The sequence below is a fragment of the Pseudomonas sp. DrBHI1 genome (assembly GCF_002205115.1).
GTDB classification, from domain to species: domain Bacteria; phylum Pseudomonadota; class Gammaproteobacteria; order Pseudomonadales; family Pseudomonadaceae; genus Aquipseudomonas; species Aquipseudomonas mosselii.
The window spans coordinates 49,516-72,080 of record NZ_NIBE01000127.1 but is presented as its reverse complement, the minus strand read 5'-3'; the positions used below and the strand labels follow the sequence as shown (position 1 = coordinate 72,080).

General features: G+C 63.6%; 19 protein-coding genes and 7 tRNA genes. 19 read left to right on the top strand and 7 right to left on the bottom strand.

Going from position 1 to position 22,565, the window contains the following annotated elements; all coding sequences use genetic code 11:
- Positions 1–14: 14 nt before the first annotated feature.
- The 15 genes from astA (at position 15) to mgtE (ending at position 12,605) form a co-directional block, all read left to right on the top strand.
- On the top strand, positions 15–1,043 hold the full coding sequence (astA, locus tag CC207_RS23730; protein ID WP_028691065.1) for an arginine N-succinyltransferase: 1,029 nt from the start codon (positions 15–17) through the stop codon (positions 1,041–1,043).
- Positions 1,044–2,507 carry a succinylglutamate-semialdehyde dehydrogenase gene (gene astD, locus CC207_RS23725; RefSeq protein WP_028691064.1) on the top strand — a complete coding sequence of 488 codons (1,464 nt, stop codon included), beginning with the start codon at positions 1,044–1,046 and terminating at the stop codon, positions 2,505–2,507. It begins immediately after the preceding gene.
- Between the two features lie 23 nt (positions 2,508–2,530).
- Complete coding sequence (astB, locus tag CC207_RS23720; RefSeq protein WP_062360657.1) at positions 2,531–3,880, top strand: N-succinylarginine dihydrolase; 1,350 nt, start codon at positions 2,531–2,533, stop codon at positions 3,878–3,880.
- 15 nt (positions 3,881–3,895) lie between these two features.
- Positions 3,896–4,186, top strand: a complete 291-nt coding sequence (locus CC207_RS23715; RefSeq protein ID WP_011534960.1) for a hypothetical protein — start codon at positions 3,896–3,898, stop codon at positions 4,184–4,186.
- A gap of 10 nt (positions 4,187–4,196) precedes the next feature.
- Positions 4,197–5,204, top strand: coding sequence for a succinylglutamate desuccinylase (astE, locus tag CC207_RS23710; RefSeq protein ID WP_028691062.1), 1,008 nt, complete (start codon positions 4,197–4,199; stop codon positions 5,202–5,204).
- A 380-nt stretch (positions 5,205–5,584) separates the two neighbouring features.
- Complete coding sequence (gene alaS, locus CC207_RS23705; protein ID WP_028691061.1) at positions 5,585–8,209, top strand: alanine--tRNA ligase; 2,625 nt, start codon at positions 5,585–5,587, stop codon at positions 8,207–8,209.
- Between the two features lie 83 nt (positions 8,210–8,292).
- A complete protein-coding gene (locus tag CC207_RS23700; RefSeq protein ID WP_028691060.1) occupies positions 8,293–9,528 on the top strand; it encodes an aspartate kinase in 1,236 nt (411 codons plus the stop codon).
- A 168-nt stretch (positions 9,529–9,696) separates the two neighbouring features.
- On the top strand, positions 9,697–9,885 hold the full coding sequence (gene csrA, locus CC207_RS23695; protein ID WP_003254503.1) for a carbon storage regulator CsrA: 189 nt from the start codon (positions 9,697–9,699) through the stop codon (positions 9,883–9,885).
- Positions 9,886–9,957: 72 nt separating this feature from the next.
- A tRNA-Ser gene (locus CC207_RS23690) sits at positions 9,958–10,048 on the top strand.
- Positions 10,049–10,096: 48 nt separating this feature from the next.
- Positions 10,097–10,173: transfer RNA gene (locus CC207_RS23685), tRNA-Arg, on the top strand.
- Between the two features lie 70 nt (positions 10,174–10,243).
- Positions 10,244–10,320 (top strand) — tRNA-Arg (locus CC207_RS23680).
- Between the two features lie 70 nt (positions 10,321–10,390).
- Positions 10,391–10,467 (top strand) — tRNA-Arg (locus CC207_RS23675).
- Between the two features lie 72 nt (positions 10,468–10,539).
- Positions 10,540–10,616: transfer RNA gene (locus tag CC207_RS23670), tRNA-Arg, on the top strand.
- Positions 10,617–10,687: 71 nt separating this feature from the next.
- A tRNA-Arg gene (locus CC207_RS23665) sits at positions 10,688–10,764 on the top strand.
- Between the two features lie 398 nt (positions 10,765–11,162).
- A complete protein-coding gene (gene mgtE / locus CC207_RS23660) occupies positions 11,163–12,605 on the top strand; it encodes a magnesium transporter (protein ID WP_028691059.1) in 1,443 nt (480 codons plus the stop codon).
- A gap of 162 nt (positions 12,606–12,767) precedes the next feature.
- Here mgtE and CC207_RS23655 read toward each other — a convergent pair whose 3' ends face one another.
- Both CC207_RS23655 and CC207_RS27060 read right to left on the bottom strand, forming a co-directional pair.
- Positions 12,768–13,094 carry an Arc family DNA-binding protein gene (locus CC207_RS23655; RefSeq protein WP_003254499.1) on the bottom strand — a complete coding sequence of 109 codons (327 nt, stop codon included), beginning with the start codon at positions 13,092–13,094 and terminating at the stop codon, positions 12,768–12,770.
- Positions 13,095–13,181: 87 nt separating this feature from the next.
- Positions 13,182–13,331, bottom strand: a complete 150-nt coding sequence (locus CC207_RS27060; protein ID WP_155952690.1) for a hypothetical protein — start codon at positions 13,329–13,331, stop codon at positions 13,182–13,184.
- 109 nt (positions 13,332–13,440) lie between these two features.
- Here CC207_RS27060 and phnN point away from each other — a divergent pair, with 109 nt between their 5' ends.
- Positions 13,441–14,064 carry a phosphonate metabolism protein/1,5-bisphosphokinase (PRPP-forming) PhnN gene (gene phnN, locus CC207_RS23645; protein WP_088852869.1) on the top strand — a complete coding sequence of 208 codons (624 nt, stop codon included), beginning with the start codon at positions 13,441–13,443 and terminating at the stop codon, positions 14,062–14,064.
- A gap of 74 nt (positions 14,065–14,138) precedes the next feature.
- Positions 14,139–14,215 (top strand) — tRNA-Arg (locus tag CC207_RS23640).
- A gap of 27 nt (positions 14,216–14,242) precedes the next feature.
- Here CC207_RS23640 and CC207_RS23635 read toward each other — a convergent pair.
- Positions 14,243–15,445, bottom strand: a complete 1,203-nt coding sequence (locus CC207_RS23635; RefSeq protein WP_062360663.1) for a benzoate/H(+) symporter BenE family transporter — start codon at positions 15,443–15,445, stop codon at positions 14,243–14,245.
- 186 nt (positions 15,446–15,631) lie between these two features.
- On the opposite strand from CC207_RS23635, the gene CC207_RS23630 reads away from it, so the two are divergent.
- Entirely contained in the window at positions 15,632–17,023 is a 1,392-nt protein-coding gene (locus CC207_RS23630; RefSeq protein ID WP_088852868.1) for a PLP-dependent aminotransferase family protein, read from the top strand.
- Between the two features lies 1 nt (position 17,024).
- Here the strand turns inward: CC207_RS23630 and CC207_RS23625 are convergent, their stop codons facing one another.
- Positions 17,025–17,573 (bottom strand): hypothetical protein, encoded by a 549-nt coding sequence (locus CC207_RS23625; protein WP_069016757.1) that lies wholly within the window; start codon positions 17,571–17,573, stop codon positions 17,025–17,027.
- Between the two features lie 220 nt (positions 17,574–17,793).
- Between CC207_RS23625 and CC207_RS23620 the strand changes: the two genes are divergently transcribed.
- Positions 17,794–18,792, top strand: a complete 999-nt coding sequence (locus tag CC207_RS23620) for a diguanylate cyclase domain-containing protein (RefSeq protein WP_062360664.1) — start codon at positions 17,794–17,796, stop codon at positions 18,790–18,792.
- 63 nt (positions 18,793–18,855) lie between these two features.
- On the opposite strand, the gene lpdA is transcribed toward CC207_RS23620, so the two are convergent.
- The 3 genes from lpdA to CC207_RS23605 are packed head-to-tail and all read right to left on the bottom strand — an operon-like array spanning position 18,856 to position 22,565.
- On the bottom strand, positions 18,856–20,235 hold the full coding sequence (lpdA, locus tag CC207_RS23615; protein ID WP_088852867.1) for a dihydrolipoyl dehydrogenase: 1,380 nt from the start codon (positions 20,233–20,235) through the stop codon (positions 18,856–18,858).
- A gap of 2 nt (positions 20,236–20,237) precedes the next feature.
- Complete coding sequence (locus CC207_RS23610; protein WP_088852866.1) at positions 20,238–21,506, bottom strand: dihydrolipoamide acetyltransferase family protein; 1,269 nt, start codon at positions 21,504–21,506, stop codon at positions 20,238–20,240.
- Positions 21,507–22,565 (bottom strand): alpha-ketoacid dehydrogenase subunit beta, encoded by a 1,059-nt coding sequence (locus tag CC207_RS23605; protein WP_028691052.1) that lies wholly within the window; start codon positions 22,563–22,565, stop codon positions 21,507–21,509.

The window sequence follows — 22,565 nt, the reverse complement described above, 5'->3', positions numbered from 1 at the left end:
CACAAGGAGATAGCATGATCGTTCGTCCTGTACGCAGCAGCGATTTACCCGCGCTGATCGAATTGGCCCGCAGCACCGGCACCACCGGGCTGACCACGCTGCCCGCCAACGAGGAGCGCCTCGGCCAGCGCGTCGGCTGGGCCGAGAAGAGCTTTCGCGGCGAAGCCGAGCGCGGCGACACCGACTACCTGTTCGTGCTGGAGAACGACGAAGGCCTGGTGGTCGGCATCAGCGCCATCGCCGGTGCCGTCGGCCTGCGTGAGCCCTGGTACAACTATCGGGTCGGGCTGACCGTCAGCGCCTCGCAGGAGCTGAACATCTACCGCGAGATTCCCACGCTGTTCCTGGCCAACGACCTGACCGGCAACTCCGAGCTGTGCTCGCTGTTCCTGCGCAGCGACTACCGCAGCGGTCTCAATGGTCGTCTGCTGTCCAAGGCGCGGATGCTGTTCATCGCCGAGTTCCCGCAGCTGTTCGGCAACAAGATCATCGCCGAGATGCGCGGCATGTCCGACGAGGCAGGCCGTTCGCCCTTCTGGGAGAGCCTGGGCCGGCACTTCTTCAGGATGGAGTTCAGCCAGGCCGACTACCTGACCGGCGTGGGCAACAAGTCGTTCATCGCCGAGCTGATGCCCAAGTTTCCACTGTACACCTGCTTCCTCTCGGAAGCGGCGCGCAACGTCATCGGTCGCGTGCACACCGACACGGAGCCGGCGCTGGCCATGCTCAAGCGTGAAGGCTTCAACTACCAGGGGTACGTCGACATCTTCGACGCAGGTCCCGCCATCGAGTGCGAGACCTCGAAGATCCGCGCCGTGCGTGACAGCGAGACCCTGGTACTGGCCGTCGGCACCCCGGGTGACGACGCCACCCCTTACATCATTCACAACCGCAAGCGCGAAGATTGCCGCATCACCGCCGCACCGGCGCGCCTGGCGGCAGGCACCCTGGTGGTCGATCCGCAGACTGCCAAGCGCCTGCGCCTGGGCGCCGGCGACAATGTCCGCGCCGTGCCGCTGTCCGCCGGTCGGGAGGCCCAGTAAATGAACACGCATTACATCGCCGGCCACTGGCTGGCCGGCCAGGGTGAAACCCTGCAGTCGCTCAATCCCGTCACCCAGGCGGTGATATGGCAAGGGCAGGGCGCCGACGCCACCCAGGTCGAAGCTGCCGTGCAGGCCGCCCGCCAGGCGTTCCCGGCCTGGGCTTCGCTGAGCCTGGAAGCGCGTATCAGTGTGCTGGAGGCCTTCGCCGACAAGCTCAAGGCCAATGCCGAGGCGTTGTCGCGCTGCATTGGTGAGGAAACCGGCAAGCCTCTGTGGGAGTCGGCTACCGAAGTGACCAGCATGGTCAACAAGGTCGCCATCTCGGTGCAAAGCTATCGCGAGCGCACCGGCGAGAAGAGCGGCCCGCTGGCCGACGCCACCGCCGTACTGCGGCACAAGCCCCATGGCGTGGTGGCGGTGTTCGGCCCGTACAACTTCCCCGGCCACTTGCCCAACGGGCACATTGTTCCGGCGCTGCTGGCCGGCAACTGCGTGGTGTTCAAGCCCAGCGAGCTGACCCCGAAGGTCGCCGAGCTGACGGTGCAGTGCTGGATCGAGGCTGGCTTGCCGGCCGGCGTGCTCAACCTGGTCCAGGGCGCTCGCGATACCGGCGTCGCGCTGGCCGCTAACCCGGGTATCGATGGCTTGTTCTTCACCGGTTCCAGTCGCACCGGCAACCTGCTGCACCAGCAGTTCGCCGGCCGCCCGGACAAGATCCTCGCCCTGGAAATGGGCGGCAACAACCCGCTGGTTGTCGATGAGGTCAAGGACCTGGACGCTGCGGTGTACACCATCATCCAGTCGGCGTTCATCTCCGCCGGCCAGCGCTGCACCTGCGCCCGCCGCCTGCTGGTGCCGCAGGGCGCCTGGGGTGACGCGCTGATCCAGCGCCTGGTCGAGGTGAGCCGCAACATCAGTGTGGGTGCCTTCGATCAGCAACCCGCGCCATTCATGGGCTCGGTGATATCGCTGCAGGCGGCCCGCGCGCTGCTGGCGGCCCAGGCCGACCTGCTCGCCAAGGGCGCGGTGACGCTGCTGGAGATGACCCAGCCGCAGGCCGACGCGGCCTTGCTCACGCCGGGCATCATCGATGTCAGCGCCGTGGCCGAGCGCCCGGACGAAGAGTTCTTCGGCCCGCTGCTGCAGGTGATCCGCTACGCCGACTTCGATGCGGCGATCGAGGAAGCCAACAACACCCAGTACGGCCTGGCCGCCGGCCTGCTGTCGGACTCCAATGCCCGCTACCAGCACTTCTGGCTGCGCAGCCGCGCCGGCATCGTCAACTGGAACAAGCAACTGACCGGCGCCGCCAGCAGCGCGCCGTTCGGTGGCGTCGGCGCCAGCGGCAACCACCGCGCCAGCGCCTACTACGCGGCGGACTACTGCGCCTACCCCGTGGCTTCGCTGGAGACCGCGAGCCTTGCACTGCCGGCGACCCTGACGCCGGGCGTCACCCTATAACAACCGGTCTCGGAGCCTTGCCGATGAAATCCTTTGAAGTGAATTTTGATGGCCTGGTGGGGCCGACCCACAACTACGGCGGCCTGTCCTACGGCAACGTGGCCTCGCAGAGCAACAGCCAGCAGGGTTCCAACCCGCGCGAGGCGGCGCGCCAGGGCCTGGCGAAGATGAAGGCGCTGATGGAAATGGGCTTCAAGCAGGGCGTGCTGGCCCCGCAGGAGCGCCCGGACGTGGCCGCCTTGCGCCGCCTGGGCTTCACCGGCAGCGACGGCGAAGTGATCCAGCGCGCCGCGAAGGAAGCCATGCCGCTGCTGGTCGCCAGTTGCTCGGCCTCGAGCATGTGGGTGGCCAACGCCGCCACCGTCAGCCCCAGCGCCGACACTGCCGATGGCCGCGTGCACTTCACCGCCGCCAACCTCAACTGCAAGTACCACCGCAGCATCGAGCACCCGACCACCAGCCGTGTGCTGGGCGCCATGTTCAGCGATGACAAGGTCTTCGCCCACCATGAGGCGCTGCCAGCGGTGGCCCAGTTCGGTGACGAGGGCGCGGCCAACCACACCCGCTTCTGCCGCGCCTATGGCGAGGCCGGCGTCGAGTTCTTCGTTTATGGCCGCAGCGCCTTCGACAGCCGCTATCCCGCGCCGCAGAAGTATCCGGCGCGCCAGACCCTGGAAGCCTCCCAGGCTGTCGCTCGCCTGCACGGGCTGAGCGATGATGGCGTGGTCTACGCTCAACAGAATCCGGCGGTGATCGACCAGGGCGTGTTCCACAACGACGTGATCTCGGTGGGCAACGGCGAGGTGCTGTTCTACCACGAAGACGCCTTCCTCGAGACCCACGCGGTGCTCGGCCAGTTGCAGGCTAAACTGGCCAGCAAGGGTGGCAACTTCCAGGGTATCTGCGTGCCGCGCGCGGCAGTGACGGTGGAGGACGCGGTGCGTTCCTACCTGTTCAACAGCCAGTTGCTCAGCCGCGAGGACGGTTCGATGCTGCTGGTGGTGCCGGAAGAGTGCCGCAACAACGAGCGCGTCTGGGCTTACCTGAGTCAATTGACCAGCCGGGGCGGTCCGGTGAAGGAGGTCAAGGTGTTCGACCTCAAGCAGAGCATGCAGAACGGTGGCGGCCCGGCTTGCCTGCGTCTGCGTGTGGCGCTGAAGGAAAACGAACTGGCGGCGGTCAATCCAGGCGTTATCATGACCGCCTCGCTGTACGACACCCTGGTGCAGTGGGTCGACAAGCATTACCGCGATCGCCTCGGCGAAGCGGACCTGGCCGACCCGCAGTTGCTGGTGGAATGCCGCACGGCCCTGGATGAACTGACCCAGATCCTCAAGCTGGGTTCGGTGTATCCGTTCCAACGCCAACCTTGATAGAGAGAAATTGCAATGTCCGACGCCCTGCGCCTGATTCTGGAAGATGAAGACGGCACCCAGCTGGAAACCTCCTGCACCCGTTTTGCCGTGGTCTGGCAAGGCAAGGAAGTGTGGATCCAGCAGGACGGCCGCGGCCAGCTGCTGATCGGCGTCGATGTCGAGGAAGACGACACCGAGTACGCCAACCTGCTGCTGCGCCCGATGGCCACCAACCTGGTCAGCCTGCAACTGGAAATGGAACCGGCCGACGTCGCCGGTGACGACGACCACGTCCACGGCCCGGACTGCGGCCACCACCACTAAGGAAGCGCCTATGCTCGCCCTTGGCAAACTGCTTGAGCTGACCCTGACCGATCACGAACCGGCCGAGAAGACCCAAGTGACCACCCGGGGCGTGCGTTTGCGCTGGCTGGGGGAGGGTGCGCTGGAAGTGCGTCCGCCCGAAGGTGAGGATTGCGGTCTCGACCTGCTGTTGTCGGCCGGTATCCATGGCAACGAGACGGCGCCGATCGAGCTGCTCGAAAGGCTGCTGCACGGTGTTGCAAACGGCAAGATCAAGCCGCGCGCGCGGGTGCTGTTCCTGTTCGGCAACCCAGCGGCGATCCGCAAGGGCGAGCGCTTCATCGAACAGGACATCAACCGCCTGTTCAATGGCCGTCATGAACTCTCCAGTGGCTTCGAGGCGCTGCGTGCCGCCGAGCTCGAACAGTTCGCCCGGGTGTTCTTCAGCAAGCCCGAGCGCACCCGCCTGCATTACGACCTGCATACTGCCATTCGCGGGTCGAAGATCGAGCAGTTTGCCCTGTATCCCTACAAGGAAGGTCGCCGGCATTCCCGACGCGAGCTGGCCCGTCTGGCTGCGGCCGGCATGGAGGCGGTGCTGCTGCAGAGCAAGTCGTCGATCACCTTCAGCGCATTCACCTACGAGCAGCTCGACGCCGAGGCTTTCACCCTGGAACTCGGCAAGGCCCGCCCGTTCGGGCAGAACGAAGAGGTCAACCTCGATCGGCTCGAGGCGCGCCTGATCCAGCTCATCGAGGATACCGAGCCGCAAACCGAGCAGTCCCTGGATGGCCTCAAGCTGTTCAGCGTCGCCCGCGAGATCATCAAGCACAGCGACAGCTTCCACCTGCACCTGCCGGCGGACATCGAGAACTTCTCCGAGCTGAGCAAGGGTTACCTGCTGGCCGAGGACCTGGCAGAGACGCGCTGGGTGGTGGAGGAGGAGGGCGCGCGGATCATCTTCCCCAACCCCAAGGTGAAAAACGGGCTGCGCGCCGGCATCCTCATCGTGCCGGATTCGGGGCAGCGGCTGGCTTAAGCCTTGCGCGACCCCGGCAATATCAGCTTCGCTACTGAGATCCCCGGGGCTGCTACGCAGCCCTTTCGCGACACAAGGCCGCTCCTGCAGGAGTGCTGCGCGCCTGGCTGGTTTTGGATCCTTTCGGTGATGAAATTCTTTTAATTCACCAAGCTGTTAATTTTCCCCGCCCCGGGACCGTAATTGGCTTGCCAGTAGCGAAACGCTGGCTTTAGCATCGCGGTCATGCCGTTTTCAATTGCTGTAGTCCGACAAACCGTCCATTCGACGGTTTCTATCGCATAAACACACTGCACCGAGACTGCAGGACCGATATAATGCGGCCCTTTGCCGTCGTTTCGTCGATTCGACGCGTGGCCGCCGTTTCCGTGGAAGAACCTATGAAAAGCGCAGAAATCCGTGAAGCCTTCCTCCGCTTCTTCGAAGAGCAGGGACATACTCGCGTTGCCTCCAGCTCCCTGATCCCGGGCAATGACCCGACCCTGCTGTTCACCAACGCCGGCATGAACCAGTTCAAGGACTGCTTCCTCGGCCAGGAAAAGCGCGCCTATACCCGCGCCGTGAGCAGCCAGAAGTGCGTACGCGCCGGCGGCAAGCACAACGACCTGGAAAACGTCGGCTACACCGCCCGTCATCACACCTTCTTCGAGATGCTGGGCAACTTCAGCTTCGGCGACTATTTCAAGCGCGATGCCATCACCTTCGCCTGGACCTTCCTGACTTCGGACAAGTGGCTGAACCTGCCGAAGGAAAAACTGTGGGTCACCGTCTACGCCAGTGACGACGAAGCCTACGACATCTGGACCAAGGAAGTCGGCGTGCCGGCCGAGCGCATGGTGCGCATCGGTGACAACAAGGGCGCCCCGTACGCTTCCGACAACTTCTGGACCATGGGCGACACCGGCCCGTGCGGCCCATGCACCGAGATCTTCTACGACCACGGCGCTGACATCTGGGGCGGCCCACCCGGCTCGCCGGAAGAAGACGGCGACCGCTACATCGAGATCTGGAACAACGTCTTCATGCAGTTCAACCGCACCGCCGACGGTGTCCTGCACCCGTTGCCCGCCCCGTCGGTGGACACCGGCATGGGCCTGGAGCGCATCAGTGCGGTCATGCAGCACGTGCACTCGAATTACGAGATCGACCTGTTCCAGAGCCTGCTGGCTGCTGCCGCCAAAGCCATCGGTTGCGCCAATGACGATCAGCCGTCGCTGAAAGTGGTCGCCGACCACATCCGTTCCTGCGGCTTCCTGATCGCCGACGGCGTGTTGCCGTCCAACGAAGGCCGCGGCTACGTGCTGCGCCGCATCATTCGTCGTGCCTGCCGCCACGGCAACAAGCTGGGCGCCAAGGGTAGCTTCTTCCACAAGATCGTCGCCGCGCTGGTGGCCGAGATGGGCGAAGCGTTCCCTGAGCTCAAGAGCCAGCAGGCACACATCGAGCGCGTGCTCAAGACCGAGGAAGAGCAGTTCGCCAAGACCCTCGAGCAGGGCCTGCGCATCCTCGAGCAGGACCTGGCACAACTGCAGGGCAAGGTCGTGCCGGGCGACGTGGTGTTCAAGCTGTACGACACCTACGGCTTCCCCATGGACCTGACCGCCGACATCGCCCGCGAGCGCGAGCTGACCATCGACGAAGCCGGCTTCGAGCGCGAGATGGAGGCCCAGCGTGAGCGTGCCCGCTCCGCCAGCGCCTTCGGCATGGACTACAACAGCCTGGTCAAGGTCGACACCGCCACCGACTTCCTCGGCTACGACGCTACCGAAGGTCAGGGCAAGGTCATCGCTCTGTACAAGGACGGCCAGGCCGTTGAGCAACTGGCAGAAGGCGAGGAGGGCGTTGTTGTCCTTGATCGCACCCCGTTCTACGCAGAGTCCGGTGGTCAGGTCGGTGACAGCGGCTATCTGCAGGCCGGCGCCGTGCGCTTCGACGTGCGCGACACCACCAAGACCGGCGGTGCCTTCCTGCACCACGGCGTGGTCGCCAGTGGTGCGCTGACTGTCGGCGCCGTGGTTGATGCTCGCGTCGATGCCGAAGTGCAGCACGCCACCTCGTTGAACCACTCCGCCACTCACCTGCTGCACGAAGCCCTGCGCCAGGTGCTGGGTGAACACGTGCAGCAGAAAGGCTCGCTGGTAGACAGCCAGCGCCTGCGTTTCGACTTCAGCCACTTCGAGGCGGTCAAACCGGAGCAGATCAAGGCCCTGGAAGACATTGTCAACCGCGAGGTGCGTCGCAACACCGAGGTGCAGACCGAGCTGACCGACATCGAGACCGCCAAGGCCAAGGGCGCCATGGCGCTGTTCGGTGAGAAGTACGGCGACACCGTGCGCGTGCTGAGCATGGGCGGTGACTTCTCCGTCGAGCTGTGCGGCGGCATCCACGCCAAACGCACTGGCGACATCAGCCTGTTCAAGATCATCAGCGAAGGCGGCGTGGCCTCTGGCGTGCGCCGTATCGAAGCGATCACCGGCGCTGCTGCGCTGGCCTACCTGAACACTGCCGAAGAGCAGGTCAAGGAAGCCGCGCAACTGGTCAAGGGCAATCGCGACAACCTGATCGACAAGCTGTCGGCTGTGCTCGAGCGCAACCGCCAGCTGGAAAAGCAGCTTGAGCAGCTGCAGGCCAAGGCCGCCAGCGCCGCCGGGGATGATCTCTCCAACGCGGCCGTTGAGGTCAAGGGTGCCAAGGTCCTCGCCGCCCGCCTGGATGGGCAGGATGGCAAGGCGCTGCTGGCGCTCGTCGATCAACTGAAAAACAAGCTCGGCCACGCAGTGATCCTGCTGGGCAGCGAGCATGAGGGCAAGGTCGTGCTGGTGGCTGGCGTGACCAAGGACCTCTCCAGCCAACTCAAGGCTGGCGACCTGATGAAACAAGCTGCTGCGGCGGTCGGTGGCAAGGGCGGCGGTCGTCCTGACATGGCCCAGGGCGGTGGCGTCGACGTCGCCGCGCTGGACCAGGCGCTGGCCCTGGCCGTGCCGTTCGCCGAGCAGGGACTTTGAGATGGCGGGGGCGTCGGTCTGGTCGGCGTCTCCGCCATGTTGGATTGTTTTTTGGGGCCCTTGAGGGCTGAGGCACCTTTGAAATGGCGTTGATCGTACAGAAATTTGGCGGTACCTCTGTCGGTTCCATCGAGCGGATCGAGCAGGTTGCCGACAAGGTCAAGAAATTCCGCGAGCAAGGCACCGACCTGGTGGTTGTGCTGTCGGCGATGAGCGGGGAAACCAATCGCCTGATCGACTTGGCGAAGCAGATCACCGACAAGCCCGAACCCCGGGAGCTGGATGTGATCGTCTCGACCGGCGAGCAGGTCACCATCGCCCTGTTGTCCATGGCCCTGATGAAGCGCGGCGTGCCGGCGGTGTCCTACACCGGCAACCAGGTGCGCATCCTCACCGACAGTGCGCACAACAAGGCGCGCATCCTGCAGATCGACGACCAGAAGATCCGCGCCGACCTCAAGGCCGGCCGTGTCGTGGTGGTCGCCGGTTTCCAAGGTGTCGACGAGCACGGCAACATCACCACCCTCGGTCGTGGCGGCTCCGACACCACCGGCGTGGCCCTGGCGGCGGCGCTGAAGGCCGACGAGTGCCAGATCTACACCGATGTCGATGGCGTCTATACCACCGACCCGCGTGTCGTGCCCCAGGCCCAGCGCCTGGAGAAGATCACCTTCGAGGAGATGCTGGAAATGGCCAGCCTCGGCTCCAAGGTGCTGCAGATCCGCTCGGTGGAGTTCGCCGGCAAGTACAACGTCCCGCTGCGCGTGCTGCACAGCTTCAAGGAGGGTCCGGGTACCCTCATTACCATCGATGAAGAGGAATCCATGGAACAGCCGATCATTTCCGGTATCGCCTTCAACCGTGATGAGGCCAAGCTGACCATTCGTGGCGTCCCGGATACCCCGGGCGTTGCCTTCAAGATCCTCGGTCCGATCAGCGCTGCCAACATCGAAGTCGACATGATCGTGCAGAACGTCTCGCACGATAACACCACCGACTTCACCTTCACTGTGCACCGCAACGAGTACGAGAAGGCGTTGAGCGTGCTGGAGAATACCGCCCGCGAAATTGGCGCGCGTGAAGTGATCGGCGATACCAAGATCGCCAAGGTGTCGATCGTCGGCGTCGGCATGCGCTCCCACGCGGGCGTTGCCAGTCGCATGTTCGAGGCCCTGGCCAAGGAGAGCATCAACATCCAGATGATCTCCACCTCCGAGATCAAGGTCTCGGTAGTGATCGAAGAGAAGTACCTGGAGCTGGCCGTGCGCGCGCTGCACACCGCGTTCGAGCTTGACGCGCCTGCCCGACAGGGTGAGTGACACGCTGCCTGGAGGGGCGCGGCTTGCCGCGCCCTTCGCGTTTCTGGTCGCTGCGGCTGTCCCTGTCCAGGCAGTCGTGGCGGTCGATCCGGGCCAGTGCCGTTGTCCCCGGCCAGGCCCTGCTTTTCAAAGACTGTTGTCCCTGAAGATTCATGTGAGGAGAAAACTATGCTGATTCTGACTCGTCGGTGCGCCGAGAGCCTGATCATTGGTGACGGTGAGATCACCGTGACGGTCCTGGGTGTCAAAGGCAACCAGGTGCGTATTGGCGTTAGCGCGCCCAAGGAAGTGGCTGTTCACCGCGAGGAAATCTACCTGCGGATCAAGAAAGAGAAGGACGAGGAGCCAAGCCTTTAATTTTTTTGAAGTTTTTTTCAAAAAAAGGGTTGCAAACGAGGAAGGGTGTGTTTAATATTCGCCTCGTGTTGCGGTGAGGTGGCCGAGTGGCCGAAGGCGCTCCCCTGCTAAGGGAGTATACCTCATAAGGGTATCGGGGGTTCGAATCCCCCCTTCACCGCCATTATTTGCCTGGAGCGCTTAAAGCGATCCGAATGGCACAGCAAGACACGGACTCATAGCTCAGCTGGATAGAGTACTCGGCTACGAACCGAGCGGTCGGAGGTTCGAATCCTCCTGAGTCCGCCACTTTTGAAGTGGCTTTGCCTGCAAGGCTGCTTCAATCCACCAGTGGTAATCTGGTCTAAAACTACCCCACGGACTCATAGCTCAGCTGGATAGAGTACTCGGCTACGAACCGAGCGGTCGCAGGTTCGAATCCTCCTGAGTCCGCCACTTTTGAAGTGGCTTTGCCTGCAAGGCTGCTTCAATCCACCAGTGGTAATCTGGTCTAAAACTACCCCACGGACTCATAGCTCAGCTGGATAGAGTACTCGGCTACGAACCGAGCGGTCGCAGGTTCGAATCCTGCTGAGTCCGCCACTTTTGAAGTGGCTTTGCTTGCAAAGACGCTTCAACAAGCCAGTGGTAATCTGGCCTAAAACTACCAACCACGGACTCATAGCTCAGCTGGATAGAGTACTCGGCTACGAACCGAGCGGTCGCAGGTTCGAATCCTGCTGAGTCCGCCACTTTTGAAGTGGCTTTGCTTGCAAAGACGCTTCAACAAGCCAGTGGTAATCTGGCCTAAAACTACCACCATGGACTCATAGCTCAGCTGGATAGAGTACTCGGCTACGAACCGAGCGGTCGGAGGTTCGAATCCTCCTGAGTCCGCCATACATCAAGAAGCCCGCTCATTAGAGCGGGCTTCTTGTTTTTCTGGCGCGCTGAATTGTCACGGATGTCCATCTACGCTGTTCTGTAGGAGGTCCCTGCAGGGATCGGCGGTGCACATCGAGTCGGCACACGACGAATGTGCTTTTCACGCCAGAGTGACCGTCGCACTGATGGCTTCGAGCGTTGTCACAGCTTTAGCGCGCAAACGATTGTTCTGGCCAAAAATTTAAGCGATCCGACAGCTTACACAGTGTATGATTGCGCCCGTCAGCCCCGCCGGGGCTTGTGGAATCCCACCATGGACTTACCCAGTAGTTACTCGCTAACACGCTTCATACAGCCAGATCTGACCGATTGATTCTCCCGGCGTGCTCCGCTGCTGGGAGTGGAGTTCGCCTATGACCGAAATCGAAGTAAAGAAAGCCCAAGACAGCCTGCAGGATCGCCTGGCCCAGGTGATCGAACTGCTGCAGCGCCAGCGGGTGGTCGAGGACCTGACGCACCGTCAGGAAGGTCATCACCATGACCTGGTGGAAAACCTCGTCCACCGTCAGAACCTTGTCGAGTTGCAGCGCAAGCTCGACGACCTGCACCCCGCCGACATCGCCTACATCCTTGAAGCCTTGCCGCTGGACGACCGCCTGACGGTCTGGCAACTGGTGCGCTCGGATCGCGACGGCGACATTCTGCTCGAAGTCTCCGACGCCGTACGCCAGACCCTGATCGCCGACATGGACGATCACGAGCTGCTGGCTGCCGCCAAGGAAATGGACGCCGACGAACTCGCCGACCTGGCGCCGGAACTGCCCCGCGACGTCGTTCACGAGCTCATGGAAAGCCTTGATGCCCAGCAGCGCGAGCGTGTGCGCTCGGCCCTGAGCTACGACGAAGAGCAGGTCGGCGCGCTGATGGACTTCGAGATGGTCACCATTCGCGAAGACGTCAGCCTCGAGGTGGTGTTGCGCTACCTGCGCCGGCTCAAGGAGCTGCCGGGGCACACCGACAAGCTCTTCGTCGTCGATTACGATGGCATTCTCAAGGGTGTGCTGCCGATCAAGCGGTTGCTGGTCAACGACCCGGACAAGAAAGTCGCGGAGGTCATGGCCAATGACCCGGTGAGCTTCCATCCCGAGGAAGATGCCTACGACGCCGCCCTGGCCTTCGAACGCTACGACCTGGTGTCCGCCCCTGTGGTGGACAAGAACGAGCGTCTGATTGGTCGTCTGACCATCGATGAAATGGTCGACCTGATTCGTGAAGAGAGCGAGAGCGAAGTGCTCAACATGGCCGGTCTGCGCGAGGAAGAAGACATCTTCGCTTCGGTCTGGCGCTCGTTGCGCAACCGTTGGGCGTGGTTGGCCATCAACCTGATCACCGCATTTGTCGCCTCGCGGGTGATCGGCCTGTTCGAAGGCTCCATCGAGAAGCTGGTGGCGCTGGCGGCGCTGATGCCGATCGTGGCGGGTATTGGCGGCAACTCGGGTAACCAGACCATCACCATGATCGTGCGCGCCATGGCCCTCGACCAAGTGTCGCCGGGCAATACCAGCCGTCTGATGCGCAAGGAGCTGGCGGTGTCGCTGCTCAATGGCCTGATCTGGGGGGGCGTGATCGGTGCCGTGGCGTTCTGGCTCTATGGCAGCTGGTCGCTGGGCCTGGTAATGACCGCTGCGATGACCCTGAACCTGTTGCTGGCTGCCTTGATGGGCGTGCTGATCCCGATGACGTTGACGCGCCTGGGGCGTGATCCGGCGATGGGGTCGAGCGTGATGATCACGGCGGTCACCGACAGCGGCGGTTTCTTCATCTTCCTCGGCCTGGCCACGCTGTTCCTGCTGTAAGCGTGGTGCTCAGGCCATGCCAACCCCTGTAGGAGCGGCCTTGTGTCGCGATAGGGTCGCTCCTTCAGGGGCGTGCGTGACCCCGTCGCAACTCTGCAATCATCAGATGCAAAAAAGCCAGCTTGCGCTGGCTTTTTTGTGTGCGGTTGTCGCTTGCCTGGATCAGGACGCGTCGGCGGCCATTTCCACATCGTGAGCGATGAGGGCGACCAGCGCATTCTGCTGGCGATGGGACAGCTGGCGGAAGCGCTGCAGCAGTTCACGTTCATGGAGGCTGAGCTCTGGGCTGTCCAGGCGCATGCTCAGTTCGTCACCCAAGGCACCTTCCTGGATAAGGCTCTGCTCCAGACGTGCGATGATTTCGGAGTTCATGCTGCGGTGATGGTTGCGCGCTACCTCGGCAATGCGCTCACGCATCCCGTCTGGCAGGCGGACGACAAACTTGTCGGCGGTGCGGCTCGAATAGATAGCCTGTTTCATTGGGCGCATATAAATTGACCGGTTGTTCTGGTTCAGGGGGAGCGGTTCGCAAATTGGCCGCACGGTGGAAGTACGACCGCGGCGACGACAAAATGTTCAACCGTGATGTGATTTTGGTTCTTCATCTTGCCTCATGGTCGCCGTTTCCTTGGCGTCAATTCTGTGACAAATAGTGATCTCGATAAAGGCTTTTTGCCAGTACCAATTATCAGAAATGAGCACTGGTTTGAAAAGTTTCACATTCATCGAATTGCACCGGCGTCAGACAAATGCCGTCAAAATCTGGTAAAAGACGGCAAAGGCCTAGGGAAAATCCTGGAATTCGCTGGTTTCCCACACATTGAGCATAGTGGCTATGCAATATGACGCAAGCGGTGGTGCGGCCTCAAGAGGGCGCTTGATATTCCTCATGGGACCGTCTGGTTCGGGAAAAGATTCCCTGATCGAAGCGGCGCGTCAGCGATTGATTGCCCACGGCATCGAAATCGCCCGCCGGGTCATCACGCGCTCGGCCGAGGCCAAGGGTGAAGACGCGCTGGGGGTGAGTGTCGAGCGCTTCGAGACGATGCGCGAGGCGGGGGCGTTTGCCCTGGATTGGCAGGCGAACGGCCTGAGCTATGGCATTCCCGTACAGCTGGACGCGTGGCTCGCCGCAGGGCGGTCGGTGCTGGTCAATGGCTCTCGTGCCTACCTGACCAACGCCCGGCAGCGTTATCCCGACCTGGTGGCCGTGGGGCTGACGGTTTCCCAGCAGGCGCTACGGCAGCGATTGCTGGCCAGGGGGCGGGAGAGCAACGAAGAGATCGAGCAGCGCCTGGCCCGCAACTTCAGGTTGCAGGCCTATGATCCCAGCGTGCATGTCGTGGACAACTCTGCTTCTCTGGTCAGCGCGGTCGAGGCGCTGCTTGCGCTGTTGCGCAGCGAAGGCGTGATCGCCGACGCGGCGGGGAAAAAGCCGACGTGCAAAATGCCCGATTGATACATGACAAATGCCCACACGCTGGTTAACATGCTCGCCGTCCCCGCCGCACAGCGTCTGTTGTCGGCTCCAGTGTCTCAGTAGCTCAATTGGATAGAGCATCCCCCTCCTAAGGGGAAGGTTGGCAGTTCGAACCTGCCCTGGGACGCCATTTCTCCCCCATTCCCCTTGTCTTCGTTCAACGAACCTGAACGCTTGTCTGCGGCTGTCGCGTCGTACGGTTGTAGCTCAGGGCGAAGTGTGCCGCCAGCCCGAAGATCAGCCCCCAGAACGCGGCGCCAAGGCCGAGCAGGCTCATGCCGGATGCGGTGACCAGGAAGGTGATCAGCGCCGGCTCCCGCTGTTTCTCGTCATTCATGGCGCCGGCCAGGCCGTTGGCGATGGCGCCGAACAGCGCGAGGCCGGCGAGGGCGGCGATCAGTTCCCTCGGCAAGGCGGCGAACACCGAGGCCAAGGTCGCGCCGAAGCTGCCCATCAGCAGGTAGAAGGCGCCGCAGGCCATGCCGGCGATGTAGCGTTTGTCCGGATTCTCGTGGGCCTCGCGGCCGGTGCAGATGGCAGCGGTGATCGCCGCCAGGTTGACGCCGTGGCAGCCGAATGGCGCCAGCAGCAGCGAACCCAGGGCGGTGACCGAGACGATCGGGCGTGCCGGTACCTGGTAGCCGGAGGTGCGCAGCACGGCAATGCCGGGCACCGACTGGCCGGTGAGCGACACCAGGGCCAGAGGCAGGCCGATATTGACGATGGCCTGCCAACTCCACTGTGGGCTGGTCCAGGTCGGCATGGTCATTTCCAGCACCAGGGCCTGGGTGTCCAATTGGCCCAGGCCGGCGGCGAGGCCGCAACCGACGATCAGCACCGAAAGAATCGCGTAGCGCGGCGACAGGCGCTTGAACAGCAGATAGCTCGCCAGCATCGACAGCACCAGCACGGGCTGCAGGCGGATCGAGCTGAACAGCTCGGCGCCGAAGCGGAACAGGATGCCGGCCAGCATCGCTGCGGCAATGGCCTTGGGCAGGCGATTCATCAGCTTGTCGAAGGCTCCGCTCAGGGCGATCACGCCAATCAGCAGCGAGGCGACGATGTAGGCGCCCACCGCCTGGGCCAGTGACACGCTCGGCAGCATCGACACCAATAATGCCGCGCCTGGCGTGGACCAGGCGGTGATCACCGGCACCCGCAGTTTCCAGCTCAGCAGCAGGCCGGTCAGGCCGCTGCCGATGGAGATGGCCCAGATCCACGAAGCAGTCGCTTCGTTGCCCAGGCCCGCCTGGTCAGCGGCCTGGAACACGATAATCAAGGGGCCGGCGTAGGAAATGATCACGGCGATCAGGCCGGCGACCAGGGCGGAGACGGAAAAATCCTTTCTGAGGTTATCCATGGCGAGTCCATTTGAGTTAATTGATTCTATTGATTCGATTCAAATTGAATCTATACGGTAACGAGACCTGAATTCAAGTGGGCGACTCTCACGCGGGTGCTGCTAACAACTTGAATCGCTCGAAGGATCGACTCAAGTCGACCTGTGTGTTCAAATTTCAATCATTTTCAGCCCGGTAGCCGTCTCATGTGGGTTCCACGGATCAGCGAAAGCAATCAGCCTGTCTACTTGTCCATCGCCGATGCCTTGGCGCATGACATCGCCAGCGGCGCGCTGCGCCGTGGCGAGCGCTTGCCGACGCTGCGCGAACTGGCACAGGCGCTGGATGTCACCCCGGGCACCATCAGCCGCGCCTACACCGAGGCGTCACGGCGTGGCCTGACCCAGGGCGAGGTGGGGCGTGGCACCTACGTCCTCGACCGGATCGCCGACACCGGCGAGGCCCCTGTCGTTACCCGCGCGGCGCCCGCTGCCCGCGGCGAAGCACTTGACCTGTCGATCATCAAGCCCTACGGCGAAACCCTGCAGTACTGGTTGCGCAACGCGTTGACCGAACTGGCCAATACCACGCGACTGGAGCAGGTGCTGGACTACGCCCCCGACGGGGGCCACCCGGCGCATCGCGAGGCGGGCGCGCAATGGTTGCGCCAGTGGCTGCCAGGCGCGCAGTGGCAGCAGGTGGTCATCACCAGTGGTGCACAGCACGGGCTGATGGTGGCGATCAGCGCCCTGACCGGGGCGGGCGACCTGGTGCTATGCGAGTCGCTGTGCTATCCGGGCATCATTTCCGTGGCCCACGGCCTGGGCCGCCGCCTGCGGGGCGTGCCGATGGACGAGCAGGGCATCATTCCCGAGGCCTTGCGCGAGATCTGCCAGCGCGAGCGGCCCACGATGCTGGTGTGCGTGGCGACCTGCCAGAACCCAACCACGGCAATCATGTCCAACCAGCGCCGTGCCCAGATCGCGGCGCTGGCGGAGGAGTTCGACTTCCTGCTGCTGGACGATGACATCTACGGCTTCCTCGCCACCGACCCACAGACCCGGCCGCTGGCGACTTTTGCCCCGGAGCGTTCGATCTACCTCACCAGCCTGTCCAAGTCAGTCATGCCGGCGCTGCGCATCGGCTACCTGTACAGCCCGCCGAAATTGCTGTCGCGCCTGACCGCCATGGTGCGCAGCACGGTGTGGATGCCTTCGCCGTTGACCGCGCAACTGGCCAGCCATGTGATCGGCGAAGGGTTGGACAGCCAACTGATTCGAATGCATCGGGCCGAGGCGGCGGCGCGCCAGGCCATCGCCCGCGAAGTCTTCACCGAGGCATCGCTGCAAAGCCAACCGCACAGCTATCACCTCTGGCTCAACCTGCCCGAGCCATGGCGCAGTGACGAGTTTGCCCTGCTGGCGCGGGCCAATGGCGTGGTGGTGGTGAGCGCCAGTCAGTTCCAGGTGGAGCGCACGGGCGATCCGCGTGGCGTGCGGGTCGTGCTGATGTCGCCGACCAGCCGGGAGGAGCTGCGCTTCGCCCTGACCCAGCTGGCCAGCCTGCTCGAGTCAGGGGATCCGAAGCGCTTCTACTGAGTCAGAGCTGGGGGCTGTAACGTTTTTCGATGTCGCGGGCATCTGTCGAACTCAGGCTGCCATGCGGCTGGCTGGCGGCCTGTGCCTGCTGCTCAAGTTTGGCCTGGACCTTCATCTCGGCCTCTTCCTGCATGCGTTGGGCGATCTGTTGGTCGATCATCATTTTCCTTTCGGGCGGCAGCGCGTCGTATTCTTCCTTGGTCAGGCCAAGCTCCGCGAGCAGCTTTTCCTTGATCTTCTGCGCCGGTGACTTGCTCATGTAGTCGCGAAACTCCTGCAGGGCGCCGGATGCTTCCTGTTTGCCCACGCTGGTCTGCTCCTGCTTCGCCGCGTCGGGGTTGTGCAGCATGACCATGAGCTTGGAGAAAGCTTCCTTGCGGTTGTCTTCGGCATGCTGTTGCGAGGTGCTGCCCTGGCTGTTCTGCTGCGCCGAAGCTTTGCCGCTGGCTGAGACCAGTTGGAACGGGAACGGTTGAGCCGCGGACTGTTCGTTACCGCTGCGCTGCTGTTGCACGGCCTGCCAACCCAGGCCGTTCGCTGTAATAAGCATGTTTCCTCCATGAATGGATCGTGAGAACGCGACGAAAGTGGCAAAAGCTGTGCCAGCAGTGAGACCGGGGCGAAATAGGCTGTTAGGACTATTCCGACAGCCTGTTCCTCGGAATATGCTTGCCCGGCAGAGGAACAGGATTGCCGCTTGCGGCAAACACAATCATGTGTCGGCAGCACCGGGTACGGGGCGCAGTTGCTGGACAACAGGGAGCGCGTCCATGAGTCAGGCAGCAAAGCCACTACCGGCTGGCTTCACCGAGCAGCAATTGCACACCTTGTTCGATTTGATCAGCGACGGCATCTGGGATTGGGATGCCAACAACGGCTACGTTTACCGCAATCCTGGCTGGTACGCGATGCTCGGCTACGCCAGCCATTCGCTGGACAATTCCGTGTTGACCTGGGAAAGCGTGATCCACCCCGAGGATTACCCACGGGTGATGGCGCATTTCGAGGCATATATCAACCAGCGCAATGAGCGCTATCGCATCGAGTACCGTTGCCGCTGCCAGGACGGCAGCTACCTGTGGATCGAGGACAGTGGCCATATCATCGCCCGCAACGCCGATGGTTCGGTGGCGCGCATGCTGGGTGCTCACCGCAATATCGACCCGGGCAAGCGGTTGGTGGCGGAGCTTGAGCAGCGTAACCTGTCCCTGGAAAGCCAGGTGGCCGAGCGCACCCGCGAACTGTCCTGGGTCAACCAGCAGTTGCAGCGCCAGCTCGACGAAAATCGTGAGTTGGCCGAGCGTGACGCCTTGACCCGCACCGCCAATCGCTATCGCCTGGAAAAGACCTTGGAGCAGACGTGCGAGCGTGCCCGGCGCTTCCGCGAACCGCTGGCGTTGATCGCCATGGATCTGGACGACTTCAAGCCGATCAACGATCTTCACGGCCATGCCCGTGGCGATGCGGCGCTGGTCGAGGTCACCGAGCGGATCCGCCAGTGTCTGGAAGAGCAGGACCTGCTGGCGCGCTGGGGCGGTGATGAGTTCGTCGTGGTCTTGCCGCGGACTTCACTGGCGCAGGCGCGCGAAGCGGCCCAGCGAATCCGCGAGGCACTGGCCAAGGTGGCGCCAATTGGTCAGTGCCAGCTGACCATGAGCTATGGCGTGGTGCAGTGGCGGGAAGGGGAGGACTGGCATGATCTGCTGGCCCGTGCCGACAAGGCGCTGTACCGGGCCAAGGCGGCCGGCAAGAACGTTGTCGCCGAATGAAAAAAGACCCGCGGCGCCAGGGGCGCAGCGGGCCAAATCGGCGATTGCCGCTTCAGTATCAGGTCAGATGTGCAGGGCGTGCCCCAGGGCGCGCAGCGCCGCTTCCTGCACCGCCTCGCCCAGGGTTGGGTGGGCGTGGATGGTGCCGGCGATGTCTTCCAGGCGAGCGCCCATCTCCAGCGACTGGGCGAAGGCGGTCGACAGTTCTGACACCGCCGCGCCCACGGCCTGCCAGCCGAGGATCAGGTGGTTGTCGCGACGGGCCACCACGCGCACGAAGCCGGTCTTCGATTCCAGGCTCATGGCCCGGCCGTTGGCGGCGAAGGGGAACTGCGCGACGATGCAGTCTACGCCCTGCTGGCTGGCGTGTTCCGGGGTCTGGCCGACCACCACCACTTCCGGATCGGTGAAGCACACCGCGGCGATCGCGCTCGGCTCGAAGCGTCGGCTGTTGCCGGCGATGATCTCGGCGACCATCTCGCCCTGGGCCATGGCCCGGTGCGCCAGCATCGGCTCGCCGGCCACGTCGCCGATGGCCCAGACGTTGTGCATGCTGGTCTGGCAGCGTTCGTCGATGGCGATGGCCGCGCCGTTCATCTTCAGGTCCAGGCTTTCCAGGCCGAAGCCTTTGGTACGAGGGCGACGGCCCACGGCCACGAGCACCTGGTCAGCCTCAAGGCGCAGCTGGCCACCCTGGCCGTCGCTGGCCAGCAGGCAGCCGTCGGCATAGCCTTCGACACTGTGGCCCAGGTAAAGGGCGATGCCGAGTTTCTTGATCGAGTCGGCCACCGGCGCGGTGAGTTCGCCGTCGTAGGTCGGCAGGATGCGTTCGCGGGCTTCCACCACGCTGACCTTGGCGCCAAGCTTGCGGTAGGCGATACCCAGTTCCAGGCCAATGTAGCCGCCGCCGACCACCACCAGGTGCTGGGGCAGCGCCTTGGGCGCCAGGGCTTCGGTGGACGAGATGATCGGCCCGCCGATCGGCAGCATCGGCAGTTCGACGCTGTTCGAGCCGGTGGCCAGCAGCAGGTGCTCGCACTGGATGCGCTGGCCATCGACCTCGACATTCTTGCCGTCGAGGATCTTCGCCCAGCCATGGATCACCTTCACGCCGTGCTTTTTCAGCAGGGTGGCGACGCCGCTGGTGAGGCGGTCAACGATGCCGTCCTTCCACTCGACGCTGCGCGTGATGTCCAGTCGCGGCGAGGCCACGCTGATGCCCAGCGGCGAAGGTTCGGTGTAACGGCTGGCCTGGTGGAACTGCTCGGCCACGTGAATCAGCGCCTTCGAGGGAATGCAGCCGATGTTCAGGCAGGTACCGCCCAGGGCCTGGCCTTCGACCAGCACGGTGGGGATGCCCAGTTGCCCGGCGCGGATGGCGGCCACATAGCCGCCGGGGCCGCCGCCGATGATCAGCAGGGTGGTATTGATGAGCGCTTGCATGATCACTCCACAAACAGGCAGGCGGGCTGTTCCAGCAGGCCGCGCACGGCCTGGATGAACAGGGCGGCATCCATGCCGTCGACCACGCGGTGGTCGAACGAGCTGGACAGGTTCATCATCTTGCGCACAACGATCTGGCCATCGATCACCACCGGCCGTTCGACCATGCGGTTGACGCCGACGATCGCCACTTCCGGGGTGTTGACCACCGGGGTGCTGACGATACCGCCCAGGGCGCCGAGGCTGGTCAGGGTGATGGTCGAGCCGGACAGCTCCTCGCGGCTGGCCTTGTTGTTGCGCGCGGCGTGGGCGACACGGGCAATCTCGCTGGCGTTGCTCCACAGGTTGCCGGCCTCGGCGTGGCGCAGTACCGGCACCATCAGGCCGTTGTCGCCCTGGGTGGCGATGCCGACATGCACCGCGCCGTGGCGGGTGATGACCTGGGCCTCGTCGTCGTAGGTGGCATTGATCTGCGGGAAGTCGCGCAGGGCGACGACCATGGCGCGCACCAGGAACGGCAGCAGGGTCAGCTTGCCGCGGCTGTCGCCATGCTTGGCGTTGAGCTGCTGGCGCAGGGCCTCGAGGGCAGTGACGTCGACCTCTTCGACATAGCTGAAGTGGGCGACGCGACGCTTGGCGTCCTGCATGCGCTGGGCGATCTTGCGGCGCAGGCCGATCACCGGTACCTGCTCGCTGTCGGTGCGCTTGCCGTAGCCGCCCGGCGCCTGGCCGGCGCTGCTTTGCGGCTTGCTGATGAAGGCGTCGAGGTCTTCATGCAGGATGCGCCCGGCCGGGCCGCTGCCATGCACGTAGCGCAGCTCGATCCCGGCGTCCAGGGCGCGCTTGCGCACGGCCGGTGACGCCAGTGGCTTGTCGTGGGCCTCGCGCGGCACGATAGGCGCGGCGGCGTGGGTCGCGGCAACCTGGGGTTGTGCTTCGATGCGTGGCTCGGGTTGGGCCGCGGCCTTGACCTGCGCCGGTTCCGGTTCCGCCGGCTTGGCCTGGGGCGCGTCGACATGGTTGCCGCTGCCTTCGACCTCGATGCGGATCAGCTCGCTGCCGACCGCCATCACTTCACCCGGCTGGCCACCCAGGGCCAATACCTTGCCGCTGACCGGCGAGGGGATTTCCACGGTGGCCTTGTCGGTCATGACATCGGCCACCACCTGGTCCTCGGCGATCATGTCGCCGACCTTGACGAACCATTCCACCAACTCGACCTGCGCGATGCCTTCGCCAATGTCCGGCATCTTGATGACGTGCGTGCCCATTCAGACCTCCATGACCCGTTTCAGTGCCGCGCCTACCCGCGAAGGGCCGGGGAAGTAGGCCCATTCCTGTGCGTGGGGGTAGGGGGTGTCCCAGCCGGTGACGCGCTCGATCGGCGCCTCGAGGTGATGGAAGCAATGCTCCTGGACCAGCGACACCAGTTCGGCGCCGAAGCCGCAGGTACGGGTGGCCTCGTGCACGACCACGCAGCGACCGGTCTTCTTCACCGACGCGACGATGGTTTCCAGGTCCAGCGGCCACAGGCTGCGCAGATCAATGACCTCAGCGTCGACGCCGCTCTCCTCGGCGGCCACCTGCGAGACATACACGGTGGTGCCGTAGGTCAGCACGGTGACGTCGTTGCCCGGGCGGGTGATCACCGCCTTGTCCAACGGCACCGTGTAGTAGCCATCCGGCACCGCGCTGTGCGGGTGCTTGGACCACGGGGTTACCGGGCGGTCGTGGTGGCCGTCGAACGGGCCGTTGTACAGGCGCTTGGGCTCGAGGAAGATCACCGGGTCGTCGCATTCGATCGAGGCGATCAGCAGGCCCTTGGCGTCGTAGGGATTGGATGGCATCACGGTGCGCAGGCCGCAGACTTGGGTGAACATCGCCTCGGGGCTCTGGCTGTGGGTCTGGCCGCCGTAGATGCCACCGCCGCAGGGCATGCGCAGGGTCAGCGGCGAGATGAACTCGCCGGCCGAACGATAGCGCAGGCGGGCCATCTCCGAGACGATCTGGTCGGAGGCGGGGTAGAAGTAGTCTGCGAACTGGATTTCGACCACCGGACGCAGACCATAGGCGCCCATGCCCACGGCGGTGCCGACGATGCCGCTCTCGGAGATCGGCGCGTCGAACACGCGGGACTTGCCGTACTTGGTCTGCAGTCCTTCGGTGCAGCGGAACACGCCGCCGAAGTAGCCAACGTCCTGGCCGTAGACCACCACGTTGTCATCGCGCTCGAGCATGACATCCATGGCCGAGCGCAGGGCCTGGATCATGGTCATGGTGGTGGTGGACATGGCGTTTTCCAGATGGATGCTGTTGTTGTGATCGTTCAT